This window comes from Candidatus Endomicrobium procryptotermitis (genome assembly GCA_031279415.1).
Taxonomy (GTDB): domain Bacteria; phylum Elusimicrobiota; class Endomicrobiia; order Endomicrobiales; family Endomicrobiaceae; genus Endomicrobium_B; species Endomicrobium_B procryptotermitis.
In genome coordinates this window covers 115,523-133,050 of record JAITIP010000037.1, presented here as the reverse complement: position 1 = coordinate 133,050, position 17,528 = coordinate 115,523, and the positions used below count along the sequence as shown (strand labels likewise).

The window sequence follows — 17,528 nt, the reverse complement described above, 5'->3', positions numbered from 1 at the left end:
ATAAAAAAACATTCTTTTTGCTAAAATATTTAGGAGTACTATTTGCGAGCAATATGTATGGGAAATAAAATGAAAAAGACGGTTTTGGTATTAATTATAATTTTTGCGGCCGAGGTTTTCTCTTTTGCCCAAACGAAAAATGCATTATCTTCGAACAGCCAACACGAGCTTGTTCCCATTATATTAACTTCTGCCGAACAAAAGCCCATAGTTCTTAGTGATTTAAGAATCGATGTTGAAATTGTCGGTAATTTTGCATTTACGACTTATGATATGGTTTTTTATAATCCCAATCAGGTTGCTATGGAAGGCGAATTTATTATGCCTTTGGCAAAAAATCAAAATGTTTCGGCTATCGCTTTGGATATTAACGGCAAAATGCGTGACGGTGCAATAGTTGAAAAAAAGAAAGTCGAATCTGCCGTAATAAAAAGTTCCGCTGCGGTTTCTGTTCAACAAAATGACGGAAATCGATTTAAAACAAAAGTTCATCAGTTTAATCCACAGTCAACACGCAGAATAAAAATAACAGTTGAAGAATCTTTAACGCTAAAAGATAACGCTTATATTTATAATCTCCCTTTAAAATTTAATACGCGAATAAATTTTAACTTCAATATTGAAATTCCATCGGAACTTGTAAAAGGAATGCCCATCGCAGAAATGGATTCTCAGAATTTTATTTTTAGAAAAGGTAATAATGTTTTAAAAGCCGGTTTTTCACAAAACAATTATCTTCTTGACAGCTATTTTTATCTTGTTGTGCCAAAACAGAAAGAGGAACCAATTTTTACACATAAAGAAGGTAAGAATACTTATTTTTATTCCGATATAAACATCAAAGTTTCTTCAAAAAATAGAGTTCTGCCTAAAACCGCAGCAATAGTTTGGGACTCTTCAGTTTCATCGCAAAAACGCAATATAAAAAGAGAGCTTGCGCTTCTGGATACTTATTTTAAAAAAAGTCAAAATATCGAGATCGTGTTTGTAAAATTTGACATAAAAATGAGTTCAGCTAAAAATTACGTTATAGAAAAAGGAAATTGGTCACAGTTAAAAAAAGATATTTCCAGAATAGTTTATGACGGTGCCACATGTTTTGACAAACTGAAATTTGACGATTTTAGAACCGATGAAATTTTATTGTTTACCGATGGAATAAATTCTTTAGGCAAAACAACGCGGATTGCCATTGGAAAAATTCCGATCTACGCAATAAATTCTTCAGCGGAATTTAATCTTGGCGCACTTACCGAAGCGGCCGTTAAAAGCGGTGGCAGTTTCATAAATCTGAACTCTGTAAGCGATAAAAAGGCGGCGGAACTTTTAACAAAACGGAACTTGAAGCTTATTTCTTATTCTTTTGACAAAAACAAAATAAAAGAAATTTATCCCCAGCATGGAACTCCACTGCAGGAAAATTTTACCGTTGCCGGAATTCTAACATCCGATGAAAGTGAAATAACTTTAACGTTCGGATACGATAAAAACGATATAGTTTCTACAAAAACCATTAAGCTCCACGCCAAAGGTGATAATCCCGCAGTGGAACGTCTTTGGGCTGTAAAAAAAATAAAAGAGCTGGAGTTGGATTCCGATAAAAATGAAAAAGAAATATTGAGGCTCAGCAAAAAATATTTAATTGTTACGGACCTTACTTCGCTTTTAGTTCTTGAAAATGCCACAGATTACGCCACTCATAAAATCATTCCTCCCAAAGAGCTTCTTGCCGAATACAATAACATAATTTCCATGCAAGAAAAAGAAGAAAAAGAAAGGAAAACTGCGGCGATTGAAGACGCCGTGCTTCAAGTTCATGATATAAAAGAATGGTGGAAACACGATTACAGCAGAGAAAAACAGCCTGCTGCAAACGAGAAAATTAAAACGGCATTCGGTGTAAGACAGGAAGAAATTTTTAAAAACACAATTCCGTCTGCTTCAGAAGGAGAAGTAAAAGCGCCTTCAGTTTCTCAAAACAGTTCGGATTCAGCAATAAACAAAACGTTTGCTCTGCAAAATTTCAAAACTGTAAAAGATGGGCAAACCGACATAAAGATAAAAACATGGGATCCGCAGGTTCCCTATATGAAAATAATAAAGAACTCTTTTGACGAAGAAATGTACTTTGATTATTTAAAGCTTAAAGCGGGATACGGCTACCAGCCTTCGTTTTATTTTGATATAGCCGGCGAATTTATCGGCAGAGAAATGAAAGATGAAGCAATCGTCATATTATCAAATATAGTCGAAATGAAAATTGACAGTCCCGAACTTTTGCGTATTACAGCTTATAAACTTATGGAAGCCGGCAGCTATTCTTACGCAGTCGATGTATTTGAGAAAATTGTAAATATAAGAGCGGAGCATCCGCAGTCGTATAGAGATCTTGCTTTAGCGTATCAGGCAAATAAAGAATATAAAAAAGCCTTGGATACTTTTTATAAAATTCTTACTAAAAACTGGGAACGGTTTCAAAGCATAAAGCAGATAGTTTTCGTCGAAATGAACAATCTTATAGCGCTGTACCCGAAAATCAGCCTGTCGGCTATAGACAAACGTCTTATTTTTGCAATGCCAGTTGACGTCAGGATAGTGCTTGGCTGGAGTACAGACGATACTGATATAGACATACACATAAAAGATCCGCACAATGAAGAAGCTTATTACGGTAACAGGTTTACAAACATAGGAGGAAAACTCTCCGAAGATTTAACTCAAGGGTTCGGACCCGAAGAGTTTATGCTTAAAAATGCCGTAAATGGCAAATACGAAGTGTCTATAGATTATTTTAGCAATGACAAACAAAGTACATATGGTCCGATGGTTTTATATCTGGATTTATATACTTTTTATGCAGCAAAAAAACAAACGCATAAGCGCATAATTATAAGAACCGAAAACATAAAAGAGGGCAATATAATAGGAACACTGGATTTTAAAAAGTCTGCGAAATAAAATCAAATGATGGAAAAATCAGGTTTCCTGAAAGAGGTTCTATCTTTGCAGCACCGCGCCGCAAAATAATTCTGTTTACATCTTGTCGGTTTAGTCTTTGATTGTAAATAAGAGTTAATTAATATATAATAGTTCAACCAAAGCTGCCATCGTCTAGCGGTTCAGGACATCGCCCTCTCAAGGCGAAGATCACGGGTTCAAATCCCGTTGGCAGCGTTTCAAACACAAATCAAGATTGCATCGAGAAATTTCTAAAAAACAACTTCTCGGTGCTATTTTTTATTTTTCTTAATGAAAATAGCAAGACATAAACCCACTTAAAACAAATATCGCAGTAACAAAATAGAAATAAAATAGCATACTCTAAATGTATGTTTATTCCGAGATTTTGAAAAGCCGCAGCCAAATTTTTTAAAGCCGTAAGATAGCATCGGAATCCTTTGTTAAATAATATGCTTTATAACGCCTTTAACAAATTTTTTCAGCTTTTTAGTCTAACTTATTTCTACCGCAAAAAAACCTCTCAGAGAATTAATATCGCCGCTATAAAGATTTGACGCGATAATAAATGAACCCTTATAAATAAATATTGCTTTTTTTGTACAAAAAAAGAGGTTATAGAGTTTCTTCTTTTATAAGCGCTGCGGGGAGCCATTTCAGAAGAGAAGCGGCAAGAGCCTGCGTGTCCATCGGTTTTGATAAAAATCCATTAAAACCATTTACCAAAAACATATTTTCCGCACCGTTAACTGCGTTTGCTGTCAGCGCTATAACAGGAAGCGTTTTATATTTGCCGCCTAGCTCTCGTATTTTTAAGGCCGCTTCCACACCGTCCATTTCTGGCATCATATGATCCATCAATACTAAATCGTAATCTTTACTTTGTATCATATCTAAAGCTTCTTTACCATTTAAAGCCGTATCGGGAACTATTGCATATCCTTTAAGTATTGCCTTCGCCACCATAAGATTAATTTCTATATCATCAACAAGCAGCACTTTTGCGTTCTGAGCCGTAAATTTATGAACAGTGGACTGTTCATTTTTCATATCGGATTCGGTACCGAAAGGAAGATGTATTCTTACGGAAAAATGCGACCCTATGCTGTATTCACTTTGAATTCTTATTGAACCTTCCATAAGTTCTACAAGAGTCTTTGTAATCGCAAGCCCGAGTCCCGTACCGATGTTCTTCTTATTTTTTACTTTATCGAACTGCTCAAAAGCTTTAAAGAGCCGCGGCATATCTTCCTTTTTTATTCCTATACCCGTATCTTCAATTTCAAAACATATATCTTTTGTGGCTGCACACAAATATGCGGAAAAAATCACATGTCCTTCATTTGTGTATTTATACGAGTTATTAAGTAGATTTGTCAGTATCTGCGTAATTCTCTTTTCGTCACCAAAAACGACTTTGGGAAGAGCATCGTCAAAACGGCATATGAAATTAAGATTTTTCTGTGCAAACATAACTTTAAAAATGGACTCCGTACGGTTTAAGAGCTGTCCTAGATAAAAATATTCGTTTACGAGTTCAAATTTGCCTGCTTCGATCTTCGAAAAATCCAGAATATCATTTATGAGGTTTAAAAGCATATGCGACGAGTTTTGAATATGTCGCATATGTTCCCGTTGTTTATCATCAAGATTTGAATTCTTCATTATATGGGCAATGCCTATAATAGCGTTTAATGGAGTACGTATTTCATGCGACACAGTTGCAAGAAAATCGGATTTTGCGCTGTTGGCGTGTTCGGCCTGCGCTTTGGCGTTTAGAAGCTCGGTTAAGTTGTGAAACAAAGCAAGCGTACCGCTTGTTTTTCCATTTTCGTCCCTCATAGAAGCGAGCTGTATTGAATAGTTTCCGGGTTTTCCGCAGTTGCAGAAATCGACAAGTGCATCAATTGACACGATGCGTTTTTCTTTTTCGATAAGCTTGAAAGCGTCTTCTATTTTTTTTATAAATTTTTCATCGGCAAAACGGGAAAACACTTCTCGATAAGTTCTTCCATTAATTAATCCGAAGTTAAGAATGTTTGCCTCGTTTAAAAAAGCATCCGTGCAGTAAGCGAATCTTCCGTGCTGGTCAAAAAGCATTATAATATCCGGCGCATTTGAAAGAAGCAGCTGGAGATATTTTTCCTGTTTTGATTTGTTGACGGCAATGACCGCTCTCATATTTGCTTGAGCGCCGATAATTAATTTATTGCGATCAAAAATGCTCTGCATGTTTGACAACTGACGGTTAATTTTTTTATTTTCGATCCGCAAACTTTCAAGTTCTGCTTCCATTTTTGTAATGTCTTCGGGCATTTAATATCTCCGGTTAGATTGCTTATATCAGACAGGTTACGATGGTATCATTATGAAAACGATTTACAAGTCTTCCCTCTTCATCGCATACTGGACAAATTTCTCCGCCCGAATAACTCATGAAAAAAGGGATTTCTTCTTTTATGCCATCATGCACTTCCTGCATTTCCGCAAATACATCAAAACCCAGCACGAGGTTTCGCACCAGACAGGAAAAGATAAACAGTCCGTCGTGTCTTTTTTGTTCAAGAATTTTGCTTATGATATATTTCGTAGTCGATAAGACATCATCGTGGTCTATATACCCTATTCCTAAAGTCGCATTTACCGGTATTACACCACCACATACCGCATGTCCTTCAGGCGTTATTGCAAAAATTGCCCTTGTAACCGTTTTTGTTCCGTCGTTAAAATCTATAATAAAAGGTATGGCATTTAATCCTTCGATTTTACCATTAGGAGCAAGCCCTATGGACTGTAAATATTTTATAACTGACATGCCGTTGACGCCTTTGAGAATATTTCCTTCAGATTCGGTTACAATGGCTTTTTGGCCGAGTATTTTCTCTTCGGCAACTGATGCTATCGAAAAAATCGGATTTATATCGCCGTGCATAAGAATTAATGAAAGCCTGTTTTTATTCGTTTTGCCGTTATAAATCGTGGCCGCGGTACTGTAATCTATCGTATGGTCTACCGCCAGCGTGCCGAACATGGGAATTCCTCCCGAAATGAAATCGAGAGATTCTACTATATAATCTCCGGCAAGATCAAATAAAAGCGGGGCAAATACAAGCATTAAAGACGGCTTTCCGGACAGTTTTTCGGCTGCTTTGTTATAGGCCACACCTAAAATATCTTTGTAATTATCATGTTTTAAGGGGTCGGTTACCGCGCTTGAAAAAATAATATCATCGCTTGTAAGCAAGGTAACGCTCAACTGCATCTGCGATAGTCCTCCCGCAACCGCATTACCCAAAGTAGTAGTGCCTATTACGTCAAAAGGCAGTTCTTTGCATATTGCTTCGACTATTCCAGAGTCGACAAACTCGGAATGGCAGTTTAATATGCCAACAGAATGCTTTAACAGATTTTTTTCGATGTTAAGCTGTTTGAGTATTTCGGCCGTTGCGATTTCATGACTGTCTATTTCTGAGGTATACGACGTCAGAGTTTTGATCATAAATTCTCCCTGAAACATTTTTTTCATCAAAGAATTTGTATAAACGGATATAATAATTATAACTCAATTACAATTTTCTTTCAATTAATTATAATATAATAAAATATGGAAATAAAAAAAATTAACAATTTCAAATGGAAAATAGAGAAGAGCGGCAATATGCGCGTTCCCGCCTATCTATACGGAACGATGGAAATCGTTGAATCCGCCGGTAAAGAAAAGGCTTTGAAACAAGTAGTAAACGTCGCCTGCCTTCCCGGCATTGTCGAAGGATCTTTCGCTATGCCTGATATTCACTGGGGATATGGTTTTCCTATAGGCGGAGTCGCGGCTTTTTCCGTTGAAGATGGAATAATTTCTCCGGGGGGGATAGGTTACGATATTAACTGCGGTGTAAGACTTCTTTCGACAAATTTAAAAATAAGTTCGTTCGAAAGTAAAATTTATGACATTGCCGAAAAAATTTTTAAAAAAGTACCATCCGGGATAGGCTCTTGCGGAGCAATAAAAATAAGAAAAAAAGATTTAAAAGAAATTTCTGAAAAGGGAAGCCGTTGGGCACTAGAAAACGGTTTTGCTTTGGAAGACGATTTGGATAAAACCGAAGAAAACGGCTGCATGAAAAGTGCCTGTTCGGAAAATGTCAGCAGTCGCGCTTTTGAAAGAGGCTTGGCGCAGGTCGGCACACTTGGCGCGGGCAATCACTTTATAGAAATTCAAAAAGTTGAAGAAGTGTTTGACCGCAAAATTGCTGAAGTTCTCACAATAGAAAAAGATTCCATTGCAATAATGATTCACACCGGGTCTCGTGGATTCGGTTATCAGATCTGCGATGATAACATAGGGCTTATGCAAAAAGCCGTAATAAAATACGGTATAGAAGTACCCGACAGACAGCTTTGCTGCGCTCCAATTAATTCTCAGGAGGGAAAAACATATTTTTCCGCCATGGCGTGCGGCGCAAATTATGCATGGGTAAATAGACAGATGATAACTTATTTTATAAGGCAGGCTTTTAAAGAAGCTGGTTTCTGTGCCGACGATGTAAAAAATGTTTATGACATTGCACACAATATAGGAAAAATCGAAAAACATAAAGGCAGAAAAGTTATGCTTCACAGAAAAGGAGCCACCAGAGCGTTTGCCGCGGGCAGCACGCAAATACCGAAAGCCTATGTTTCTTACGGTCAGCCTGTGATAGTACCGGGAACAATGGGAACAGCATCTTATATTCTTTGCGGAACGCAGAAAGCTATGGACGAAACGTTCGGTTCAGTTTGTCACGGAGCCGGAAGATTAATGAGCAGAAGCACGGCGTTAGAATCCACTAACGGCAAAGAATTAAAAAATTATCTGGAAAACAGAGGCATAAAAGTTTTTATGAATTCCTATAAAACTTTAGCTGAAGAAACGCCGAACGCGTACAAAAATATTGACGAAGTCATTACTTCGTGTGAGGGCGCGGGAATAGCAAATAAAGTAGCAAAACTTGTTCCTTTGGCGGTTATCAAAGGCTGAATTAAAATGTCTGATAAGTTTTATCACTTCATCGGAAAGCTTTGCTAACGATTTTTTCATGTCTTAGACGATCATCATATTAAACCTTTCGTGTAATTCATCACGTTTTCTTCACCAGAATTGCCGGCATAGCCTGTAACATTTGTTCGACGGTTAAAAAATTAACTTTTTTTACATAAATCTAAATCTACGATTTTATTTCCCCGATTTTGCTTTTTATAATTTTTGATAAACTTTTCCTCTCTAAAATATCTACTATCAAAATAATAAAAGTCTGGAAAGACAACCTTTTTAAAAATTGCTAAAATAACAGAAAATATAAATATTAGAATAGGAGAAAGCAATGTTAGATATTAAAATTATAAGGGAAAATGTTGAAGAAGTCGTAAAAGCAATGAAATCTAGAAACCAAGATATTAATTTTGAGCAGCTTCTTGATTGGGATAATACGAGAAAAACGATAATTGCCAACGTTGAACAGCTTAGACTTAAAAGAAACAAAGAATCGGAAGAAATAGGCAGCCTGAAAAGAGAAGGCAAATATCCTCCGCAAGAACTGCTTGAAGAAATAAACCAAATAAGAGACAAAATTCAGAAACAGGAAAAATATTTGCTTATGATTGAAAGCCAGATGGAAGATTTTTTGCTGCGTGTTCCAAACATTCCTGATGAGAGCGTGCCATCTGGAAAAAATGAAACGAATAATAAAATAGTTCGTCTTGTAGGAAATACTATAAGGCATCCTTTTAAATCTAAACGACATTGGGAAATAGGAGAAAAACTCGGAATTTTGGATTTTGAAACAGCGTCAAAAATTTCCGGTTCACGTTTTGCCATTTTAAAGAATGAAGGCTGTGCTCTCGAGAGGGCTATTATAAGTTTTTTTATTGACACGCATAAAGCTAAAGGGTACACTGAAATCATGACACCTTATCTTGTCAATCAAGCTTCGATGAAAGGTACAGGGCAGCTCCCGAAATTTGAAGAAGACGCTTTTAAATGTGCCAATGACGATTTATATCTGATTCCTACAGCAGAAGTTCCCGTTACCAACATTTACAGAGACAATGTTCTGGAAGAGTCCGCACTTCCGAAAAAATACGTTTCTTATTCAGCATGTTTTAGAAGAGAAGCCGGTTCATATGGAAAAGACACCAAAGGCCTTATAAGAAATCATCAGTTTAATAAAGTTGAATTAGTAAAATTCGTAAAGCCCGAAAATTCCATGGACGAACTGGAATCTCTTGTCATTGACGCCGGAAACGTTTTGGAACTTATAGGACTTCCTTACAGAGTGTCACTGTTATGCACCGGTGATACGGGGTTTGCTTCGTCGAAAACTTATGATTTGGAAGTATGGCTTGCCGGTGACGCCGAATACAGAGAAATTTCTTCATGCTCAAATTTTAAAGATTTTCAGGCGAGAAGAATGAATATAAAAATAAAATACAAAGAAGGGAAGAAAAGGGATTTCCTGCACACATTAAATGGTTCCGGCGTAGCTGTAGGAAGGACTTTTGCCGCCATTCTTGAAAATTTTCAACAGGAAGATGGTTCAGTAATAATTCCGGAAGTTTTAAGAAAGTATACGGGCTTTGACATTATAAAACCAAAATAAATTTTTTTGTTTTTATAATAAAAAGCTCTTTTCCACACTTTTATATGATTTATAGAACATATTTTCAGCATGGAAACTAGTCTATTTTATAATTGAAAGATTATTCTAAAAATTGTACATTTTTTTGTGATTCTATAAAAGATTGGCAAAATGAAAAACCAAGTGATATTAGTCGATAATCTGGAAGTTTTGAAAAAGCTGCCGAATGAAAGCATGGATTTATGTTATATAGCCCCGCCATTTTTCTCTAATAGTGATTATGAGGTTATATGGGGAGATGACGGAAAGATACGTCCGTTTTTTAAAGACAAATTCTGGTAAAAAAGGAGAAGGAATGCCTGTTTTCAGAAATCCGCAGTTCTATTTTAAGGAAGGTTTTTGTTGGACAAATGTTTTAAATCCGCAAGCGCGTTTGTTAAAGGTAAAAATAAAGAATAAATCTGTAAATGATGTTGGTTCAATGTCATTGAATTCTGTTGTCGATTCGTTACCGAATTATTATATTGTTGTTTTATTAAATTCTGAGTTATTATTTGATTACTATAGAGAATACATTAACTGTACAGTTAATATCCAAATAAATGATATCAGACAACTACCTATTTTAATACCTACAAGAAAACAATTAAACATCTGTCAACCATTAGTTAAGCAAGCTATAGATTTAAAGAAAAAAATATTTGATGGGTTTTTACAAAAAACTGACATTACAAAGAAATTATCAGAAATAGAGCAAAAACTTAATGATTTTGTTTACCAATTATATTATTCTGTATAATTTCTCTACCATTTTATCTAAATTTACCTGTATTTCTAACAGTTTATCCTGTGCCTTATTTTCTGATATTTGATTTAAAAACAACTTTCTTTTAGTTTCATAGGCAAAATTGAATAATTTTTCAAAATCAAATATTTGTTCATTTGAAGGAATAATTATAGGTAGTTGTCGAGCATCATTTATCTGGAAATGAGATGTATTATTGATAAAATTTTTTATGTATCTCCCAGTAAAAGACGAAACAATAATACAAATAAAATAAATATTCGGGATGTTTTTATAGATGGAAAACAAAGACATACTTGTAACGTCATGGATACTATTTGATTTTAATCTACATCTTATTCGCGTATCGCTTATATCTGACCAACAAAAACCTTCCTTAAAATAGAACATATATCCTTGATACCTAGCATTTGTATCTGTCTTTAAAAAACGGACGTTTTTTTGTGTCCAAGCAATAGCAAAAGGCGTTTCAAGATACCAACGATTACCGTCTTTATCTCCTTTATCATAAGGTACATAGTATTTTTTATTTTCTGATATGCCATTTTTCTTTTCATCTTCTGTAAGCGCATCTACGTCAGCAATTTCATCATCGTCAATTAGACGATATAAATACCCTTGTCCAAAAACGTCTCTACCGTATTTTTCTTTTAGATCGTCAAACAATGCGGCAATTTCTTTTTCATTCAAAGAATCCAAATAATCGACTGTATTTGCAAAACCAGCCATAGAAATTTTCTTTTCTCTTATTAGCTTAGCCAACTTTTTAGGACGCTCTTTAATAATATTTTTCGCCCATTTTGTAGATTTTCTAACAGCAATGTATTTACCGTTATTAGCTGTTGCTAATCCTTGTCCGCCCTCTGTGAGACATCCAAGTAAAGCAATATCTCCGGGTTTTAAACTTTTGCAATATGTTTTTAATTCATTTTTATTTTTTTCTATATCCTTACTAGTTTTTATTTTATCCCACCATTTATCATACAACTCTTTCACTTTCTGTCCATATAATTCATATATTTTTAGATTTTCCTGCGTCGGCTTGAAAATTACAGAATTTTGAACGTTTAAATAAATGGATTGAGCGACAGAATAAACTTTATAGTTTCTCAAATCTTTACCCCCATCTAAAAAACGAACCTGATTTCCTTCTGGGCTGCTATTTTGCACAGATATAACGCTTGTATCAACCATTGCAGATTCAAAAGGATTTGCTGTGTCAAAAATATAATTTATCTTTTTAGTTAACAACATATTGCGTAAATTTTGTTTTGTTTGAGTTGTCCAAAAAGTTTTTGAAGTAATAAAAGAAAGATTTCCGTTTTTAGATAAAAGCTGTATTCCCTTAAAAAAGAAATGATTATACATATCGTCAGAAAATCCAAATTCTTTTTGCAAAATATCCTTTTCTTCTTTCTTTAGTCCTTTAGTGGACACATACGGTGGATTGCCGATAACAATATCAAAACAGCCGCCGTTGAGGTCTGTTTTTAAGCCAAAATGCCAAAAAACGTCAAAACATAAAGCAGGTTTAGTTGTATCCTTGAAATCTATTGAACGCAATTGTTTTGCACGGCCTGATGCCGTCGCTTCATTTACTTCTAAACTAACTAATTTATCTGTTAGTTCTTGCACCTTATTTCTTATTTTTTCTGCTTTGTTGTGGTCATGTTCACCATAAAGACGTTCTTTTTCCTTTAGCAATTCTTCTTCGGTATCCACATCGTCAAATAATGTCGATGATTTTTCAAGCGAAATTAAAGAATTAGCGCAGACAAATTTAAAATCTAAATTCGGCAAAGGTTCAACAGTTTTATTTAACGGAGTGTCAACAATAAGCGAAAGCCATGCTCTTAACCTTGATATTTCTACAGCCATCGGCTCTATGTCAACTCCATAAATATTATTTTCTAATATGCCTAATTTTATTTTGTATGGGTCAAAACGAGAATCAAGTCTTTCATAGCTTTTTAACAAAATCTGCAGCATTCCCATAGGAAACGCTCCCGAGCCGCAAGCCGGATCTAAAACTTTTAAATTATCTAATGCCGATAAAACTTTTGCAATAACTATATCTTTGCTTGCTTTTCCCCACAAATCCCTTTTAGCATTACTGTTTGCCGTTTCAAAGACAGCGTCAGATTCATCTAAAAGTTTATCAACGCCGTCATTGTATGCAGGATTATTAAGAGCGACATAGAGATATTGTCTTAAACTTTCTTTGCACATATAGCTTACAATCTCGCGAGGGGTATAAAATGCACCTTTTGCTTTACGGGCGTTTTCAACTGTATCCGTATTTAACATTGCAAGCAAATTTTCTAAAACGCGTCCTAACATTTCAGGGTCTATGGCGACTTGTTCATATTCGGGCGTTGATTCGTCAGTTGTAAAATTAAAATTGTTAAAATGTTCATACAATCTGTAAAACCAGTCTTTTGGAAATTTTATATTTTCATTAATCCAATCATTTGCATGAGCCTCAAAAAGTCCGCCGTTTAAATACGGCGTCTCTTTATCATCTGTTTTTCTGCTTTCAACTTGCGTGTTTAGAATCTCAAAAAATAAAAGCTTTAATTTATTTTCATAATAAACGTCAGAATTTTCGTCCGCAGTAAAATAATTATAAGATTCATTTATAAGTTCTTTCTTTCTTAAAAACCAAATAAACAATAAACGCCCTATTAAACGGTTGGCAAACAATTTTGAATCTTCTCTATCTTTAGTTTTAGCCAAAAAATTAAAAAGCTCAGTAAATAATTCAGCAATGCCTTCAAAGAATTTTTTATTGACTTCTTTTAACGCAAAAGCGTTCCATAAACTTGTATGTATAAGTTCTTGCGTCGCTGATTTGCCCGCCTGCGAAATTTTATTTAATACTTCTATTTGCGTGTTTGTAAGTCGGCATGAAAGTTCTAAAACGCGCAAATTTCCTTGATTTGACAAAACTACAAGCAAACTTTTAGCCTCATTTGTAAGAAAGAAGTCTATGCCGACTTTATAATTTGAAAATCTTGTGAGCGTAGAATCTTCCCAATTAGGCGTGAGCATAACTCCTGCCGATATGCGCGCTTTAGTAGAGGTTTCATTAAGCCAATAAAACTTGGATTCAAACAGAGCATTTTCGTTTTTAAAATGAACGAACGCAGCTTTAAAATCAGGGTAATGCGGATGTTTGTTAAACCAAGCGTCAACTTTTTGGTTTGGGAAAGATAAAATTTTATTGTCTAGTAAAATATCTGACGCGGGTTTTAAGGAAATGCTGTCATCTATGATAAATATAATTTGACTTGCAATTTCTACGGCAAGTTTTAACGCTTTTTTTCTGTCGGTTTCTTTATGAAGAAAATCTAATAGTTCGCTTATTTTGAAAAATGTACTATTTAAAGGCATAATATAATATTCCTATTGTTTCTTTAATCTCACGCTCTTCGTTTTGAATTTGTATAATTTCTTTCAATAGTTTGTCAAATTCTGAATATGTGCTTGCAAAAACAGAGCCATTTTCTGTCTTCTCTTTATTTACTTTGCGTAAAATTGACATTATTTGCGCAGCCTGCAAAGCGTTGCGAATACCTTTTGACAAAACGTCTTGTAAAGGAATTAAAGGATAGGCTTCTTGTAAAAGGGTTAACGCTTTTATTTGTTTGTTGTATTTAAAATCATATTTAACATCGGCAATTTCGGCTCTTGTTTTAGCGACATTTTTAGATACCCTTGCCGCCATTGCCCTATCTATAAAAATTTCGTCTATGAATTTTTTGTTGTCATCCGGGGTTGTTTTAATCAAAGATAAGGCTATTTCTTTTTCAATATAGGAGGCTTTTTCTTCTTGCGTTTTAACGCTTAAAAAATAAACTTCATCTATCGACTGTCCCGTTAAGGAAGTTTTTCCTATTGTTCTAATTAACGCTAAGGAGTCGCTATTTGGAACTGTTTTAGCGCGTTTTGGCAAATAATTCCATTTGCCAATAGGAATTTTTTTAATTCTATCTATTTCCGCTTTATTTTTTTCGTTATCTCTCAAAAAATTGCGGAGCTCATAAATATAATCATTTGTCCAAGATAAGAAATCCTCTTCTTTTTCTAAATCTAAAATTGCGGATTTAACATCTTGTTCTTTATCGCTGTAGGCTTTTATTAGAGAGTTGAATTCATCTATGAATTCTATCGGATTTTCTTTTTCGCCAAGAACAGACTGGTCTGTGCCTATAGTATGTTTTATGGTATTGATTTTTCTTTCTAAACGGCGGACAAGATTTAAGTATAATTCAAGAGTTTCTTCGGGCTTTACATTAGCTATAAAAACGTCGCTAAACAATGACCCAAGACGATTTATACGACCGTTTCTTTGTATCATGCGCACGGGATTCCAATGCAAATCATAATTGATTAAAACCGCGCAATCTTGCAAATTTTGCCCTTCAGACAAAACGTCGGTTGCAAAAAGAAAATATATTTCGGTTTCGCCTTGTTTTAGAATATATTTTTTAGATTTCGGCGAAAATCTTTTAACTATATCTGACGATTTAGCGTTTTTCCCTGAAATAAAACCGACTCTTTGTGAAAAATTAGGAATTGAACTTTGAAAAAAATCAGGCAGAGCGTCTTTTAAATAATTTATCGTGTCTGAAAAAAAACTAAATACTAAAATTTTCTTGCCGTATTTTTGCTCTTGTAAAATATTTTCTACAAGTTTCGTAAATTTTGATAATTTGCCATTATTTTGAGGTTTTTTTAGTTCAGACAGCAGTTCTATAAGAACTTGAATTATTTTTTTATCTCTCTGTAAGTCTTTTCTAATCGCAGCGATATTGTATTTCTTTTCATCTGCATCTTTTCTCTCTATGCCTTTACGTTCTAAATTTTTACCGTTTTCTATTTCTTCGTCTGTCGGTTCGTAATTTTCCCAAGCTTCAAACGCTTTTTCTATATCTTCTCCATATTCGTCTTCTGCTATAGTTATATCTTTAAAAGACAAAATATAGCCTTTCTCAAACCATTTCTCAAATTTTTCAAGACGATTTTTATAATTTTGAACGCTTTTAAGCAAAGCCGCGGCGCTTGATTCTAATCTTTTTAACCAAGTAATATGTAAAATATTGTGAATTGCAAGCTGCATACGGATTTTAGCGCCTTCATCGCCTTTTTTTCCAAGTGCATTGATTTCTTTTATAGATTTTGCATGAATTTCTATTAGATAAATTTCAGGACGGTATGGAACAAACCCAAGCATATTTACAGCTTGAAATATATTTGTAATTACTTCAACAATTTCATTTTCTTTTTTTCTTATTGAATCAAAGAGCGGATAATTTACTGTAGAGTCAAATAAAAAGTCGCCGTATTTGTCTACAGTATCGTCGGTAATACCAAAATGTCGGTTATAATAATTTTTGTCTGCGATAATTTCTTTAACGAAATCTAAAGGATGCAACGATTGTTGAGTAAATTCTGCAAACAAATTTATGTTTATTGTTTTAGGATTTATGCCTTCAAATGCCGATAAATTATTTGTTATTGTTTGGGAAACCCAATCCGCTATTTTTTGCCCATATGAATACCCTATAGGCATAACCTTGCTGGTAGGAAAAACTTTTTTTGAACCGTCTTTTGATATTATGCCGCCTTCTTTTTCTATGCCCTGTCTTGTAGAACGGACAAGATAATGAGAAAGTCCTTGAGATACTGTCTTTTGTATTTCCTGCCATTCTTTTTTAGATAAGGGTTTATTTTCTTCTTCTGCTTGCTTTATTCTGTTTTGAATACGTTTTAAACTCTCAAAAAAATCAATATGTAACAACTTCCTTCTATTATCTTCATATTCAACCGATACTGACGATAATGCGCCTTTTGCGGCAAGTTGAATTTGATTTGCTAAATCCATAAGTCCGTTATTTACCGGAGTTGCCGTTAGAAGCAAGACTTTTGAGTTTGGATTTGTGATTATCCATTCCATTATTTTTTTATATCTTTCGCTTCCTGAGCTCCTTAAATTATGCGCTTCGTCTATAACAAATAAATCAACAGGTCTTATCCAGCGTTTGTTATTATAATCTATCATTTCTTGGATTTGATTTAAATTTTGCTGTGAAACTATTTTGTATTCAATTTCATCGGTAAGTTCAAAATATTCGCCTAAATCTTGACGCCACTGCTCTTTTAACGACGCGGGAACAATAACAATTATTCTTTTTGCTCCTTGTGAAATATACGTTTTAATTACCGCGCCCGCTGTGACAGTTTTCCCAAGCCCAACAGAATCAGAAAGCAGCGCTAAGCCCATTTTATTTAGTTTAGCAAGAAGCAGTCCCGCGTTGCGGTTTTGAAATGAATATAAAACATCGTCAATGTTTTTTTCAAGTCTAGGTTTTGGCTCTAATTCTTCTGGGAAAACTTCCATTAATGTTTTTATATAAACGTCATAAGCGCCAAACGTTAAATCTCCAAGCGGGCTTTGCTGAACTATCTTTGCAAAATCGCCGGTCCATTCAACGGCTTGTGAAGAATTCCACATCTCTTCAAACCAGCTTAAATACCCGTGCTCTTGCTCATTAGATTGAGGCTGAAACATTACAATGCGGCAATCATTTTCAAAAGTATTGAGTTCTGCATTTTGAGTAAGCCCAGATTTTGTAAAATTGCTTGAACCGATAATACCGACGGCATTTGTTGAAGTTTTCTCGCCAAAAATATACGCTTTAGCATGCAAAAACGGATCCCTAAAAACTTTTACTTCAAAACGCTTCTCTTCTATAAGCCGCGATAATATCTTTGCGGCTTTTCTTAAGTTTGTTAGGCTATACGTATCTGTGTTTATTGAACTGTTTTCTAAGTCAAAAGTAATATCCTCATCGGGGAACAGCTCTTCTTTGATATTGTGCGCTTTTTGATTGCGGGTTGAAAGGGGTTCTTTACCGATAAGCAGCCTTATGGATTTGTAATCTTTTATTTGTTCTATAATTTCGCAGGTACCTTCTAAATCCCAATAGCCTGTAGCAATACTTAAATGTTTATGGTTTTTTGCAGTATCTCTTAAAACTTGCGATAATGATACTCGTCTATTATCTATAATTTTTGGCATTTTAGAATTCCCTGCTTAATTTAAAGGTACAAATAGTTATACTGGAAATAGCATATCTGAGCAAATA

General features: G+C 34.7%; 9 protein-coding genes and 1 tRNA gene. 6 read left to right on the top strand and 4 right to left on the bottom strand.

What is annotated here, in order from left to right:
• Positions 1-69: 69 nt before the first annotated feature.
• Complete coding sequence (locus LBD46_07570) at positions 70-2,958, top strand: hypothetical protein (GenBank protein ID MDR2427014.1); 2,889 nt, start codon at positions 70-72, stop codon at positions 2,956-2,958.
• Between the two features lie 142 nt (positions 2,959-3,100).
• A tRNA-Glu gene (locus tag LBD46_07565) sits at positions 3,101-3,174 on the top strand.
• A 399-nt stretch (positions 3,175-3,573) separates the two neighbouring features.
• Here the strand turns inward: LBD46_07565 and LBD46_07560 are convergent.
• Both LBD46_07560 and LBD46_07555 read right to left on the bottom strand, forming a co-directional pair.
• Positions 3,574-5,274, bottom strand: coding sequence for a response regulator (locus tag LBD46_07560; GenBank protein ID MDR2427013.1), 1,701 nt, complete (start codon positions 5,272-5,274; stop codon positions 3,574-3,576).
• Positions 5,275-5,296: 22 nt separating this feature from the next.
• Complete coding sequence (locus LBD46_07555; protein MDR2427012.1) at positions 5,297-6,457, bottom strand: FIST C-terminal domain-containing protein; 1,161 nt, start codon at positions 6,455-6,457, stop codon at positions 5,297-5,299.
• Positions 6,458-6,562: 105 nt separating this feature from the next.
• Between LBD46_07555 and LBD46_07550 the strand changes: the two genes are divergently transcribed.
• The 4 genes from LBD46_07550 to LBD46_07535 all read left to right on the top strand — a co-directional run bounded on the left by LBD46_07550 (position 6,563) and on the right by LBD46_07535 (position 10,371).
• On the top strand, positions 6,563-7,975 hold the full coding sequence (locus tag LBD46_07550) for an RtcB family protein (protein ID MDR2427011.1): 1,413 nt from the start codon (positions 6,563-6,565) through the stop codon (positions 7,973-7,975).
• 343 nt (positions 7,976-8,318) lie between these two features.
• Complete coding sequence (gene serS, locus LBD46_07545; protein MDR2427010.1) at positions 8,319-9,593, top strand: serine--tRNA ligase; 1,275 nt, start codon at positions 8,319-8,321, stop codon at positions 9,591-9,593.
• 150 nt (positions 9,594-9,743) lie between these two features.
• Complete coding sequence (locus LBD46_07540; protein ID MDR2427009.1) at positions 9,744-9,914, top strand: hypothetical protein; 171 nt, start codon at positions 9,744-9,746, stop codon at positions 9,912-9,914.
• Between the two features lie 13 nt (positions 9,915-9,927).
• Positions 9,928-10,371 carry a hypothetical protein gene (locus LBD46_07535; protein MDR2427008.1) on the top strand — a complete coding sequence of 148 codons (444 nt, stop codon included), beginning with the start codon at positions 9,928-9,930 and terminating at the stop codon, positions 10,369-10,371.
• On the opposite strand, the gene LBD46_07530 is transcribed toward LBD46_07535, so the two are convergent.
• Together LBD46_07530 and LBD46_07525 are read right to left on the bottom strand one after the other, a co-directional pair.
• A complete protein-coding gene (locus tag LBD46_07530; GenBank protein ID MDR2427007.1) occupies positions 10,354-13,770 on the bottom strand; it encodes an Eco57I restriction-modification methylase domain-containing protein in 3,417 nt (1,138 codons plus the stop codon). The two genes, LBD46_07535 and LBD46_07530, sit on opposite strands and share 18 nt — an antisense overlap.
• Positions 13,757-17,461 (bottom strand): DEAD/DEAH box helicase family protein, encoded by a 3,705-nt coding sequence (locus LBD46_07525; protein ID MDR2427006.1) that lies wholly within the window; start codon positions 17,459-17,461, stop codon positions 13,757-13,759. The genes LBD46_07530 and LBD46_07525 overlap by 14 nt, the downstream gene beginning before the upstream one ends.
• Between the last annotated feature and the right edge of the window lie 67 nt (positions 17,462-17,528).

Bases quoted from the DNA above. Each gene is read 5' to 3' on its own strand.
- LBD46_07530 (MDR2427007.1), bottom strand. From the start codon at position 13,770: ATGCCTTTAAATAGTACATTTTTCAAAATAAGCGAACTATTAGATTTT.
- LBD46_07555 (MDR2427012.1), bottom strand. From the start codon at position 6,457: ATGATCAAAACTCTGACGTCGTATACCTCAGAAATAGACAGTCATGAA.
- LBD46_07570 (MDR2427014.1), top strand. From the start codon at position 70: ATGAAAAAGACGGTTTTGGTATTAATTATAATTTTTGCGGCCGAGGTT.
- serS (MDR2427010.1), top strand. From the start codon at position 8,319: ATGTTAGATATTAAAATTATAAGGGAAAATGTTGAAGAAGTCGTAAAA.
- LBD46_07540 (MDR2427009.1), top strand. From the start codon at position 9,744: ATGAAAAACCAAGTGATATTAGTCGATAATCTGGAAGTTTTGAAAAAG.
- LBD46_07535 (MDR2427008.1), top strand. From the start codon at position 9,928: ATGCCTGTTTTCAGAAATCCGCAGTTCTATTTTAAGGAAGGTTTTTGT.
- LBD46_07550 (MDR2427011.1), top strand. From the start codon at position 6,563: ATGGAAATAAAAAAAATTAACAATTTCAAATGGAAAATAGAGAAGAGC.
- LBD46_07525 (MDR2427006.1), bottom strand. From the start codon at position 17,461: ATGCCAAAAATTATAGATAATAGACGAGTATCATTATCGCAAGTTTTA.
- LBD46_07560 (MDR2427013.1), bottom strand. From the start codon at position 5,274: ATGCCCGAAGACATTACAAAAATGGAAGCAGAACTTGAAAGTTTGCGG.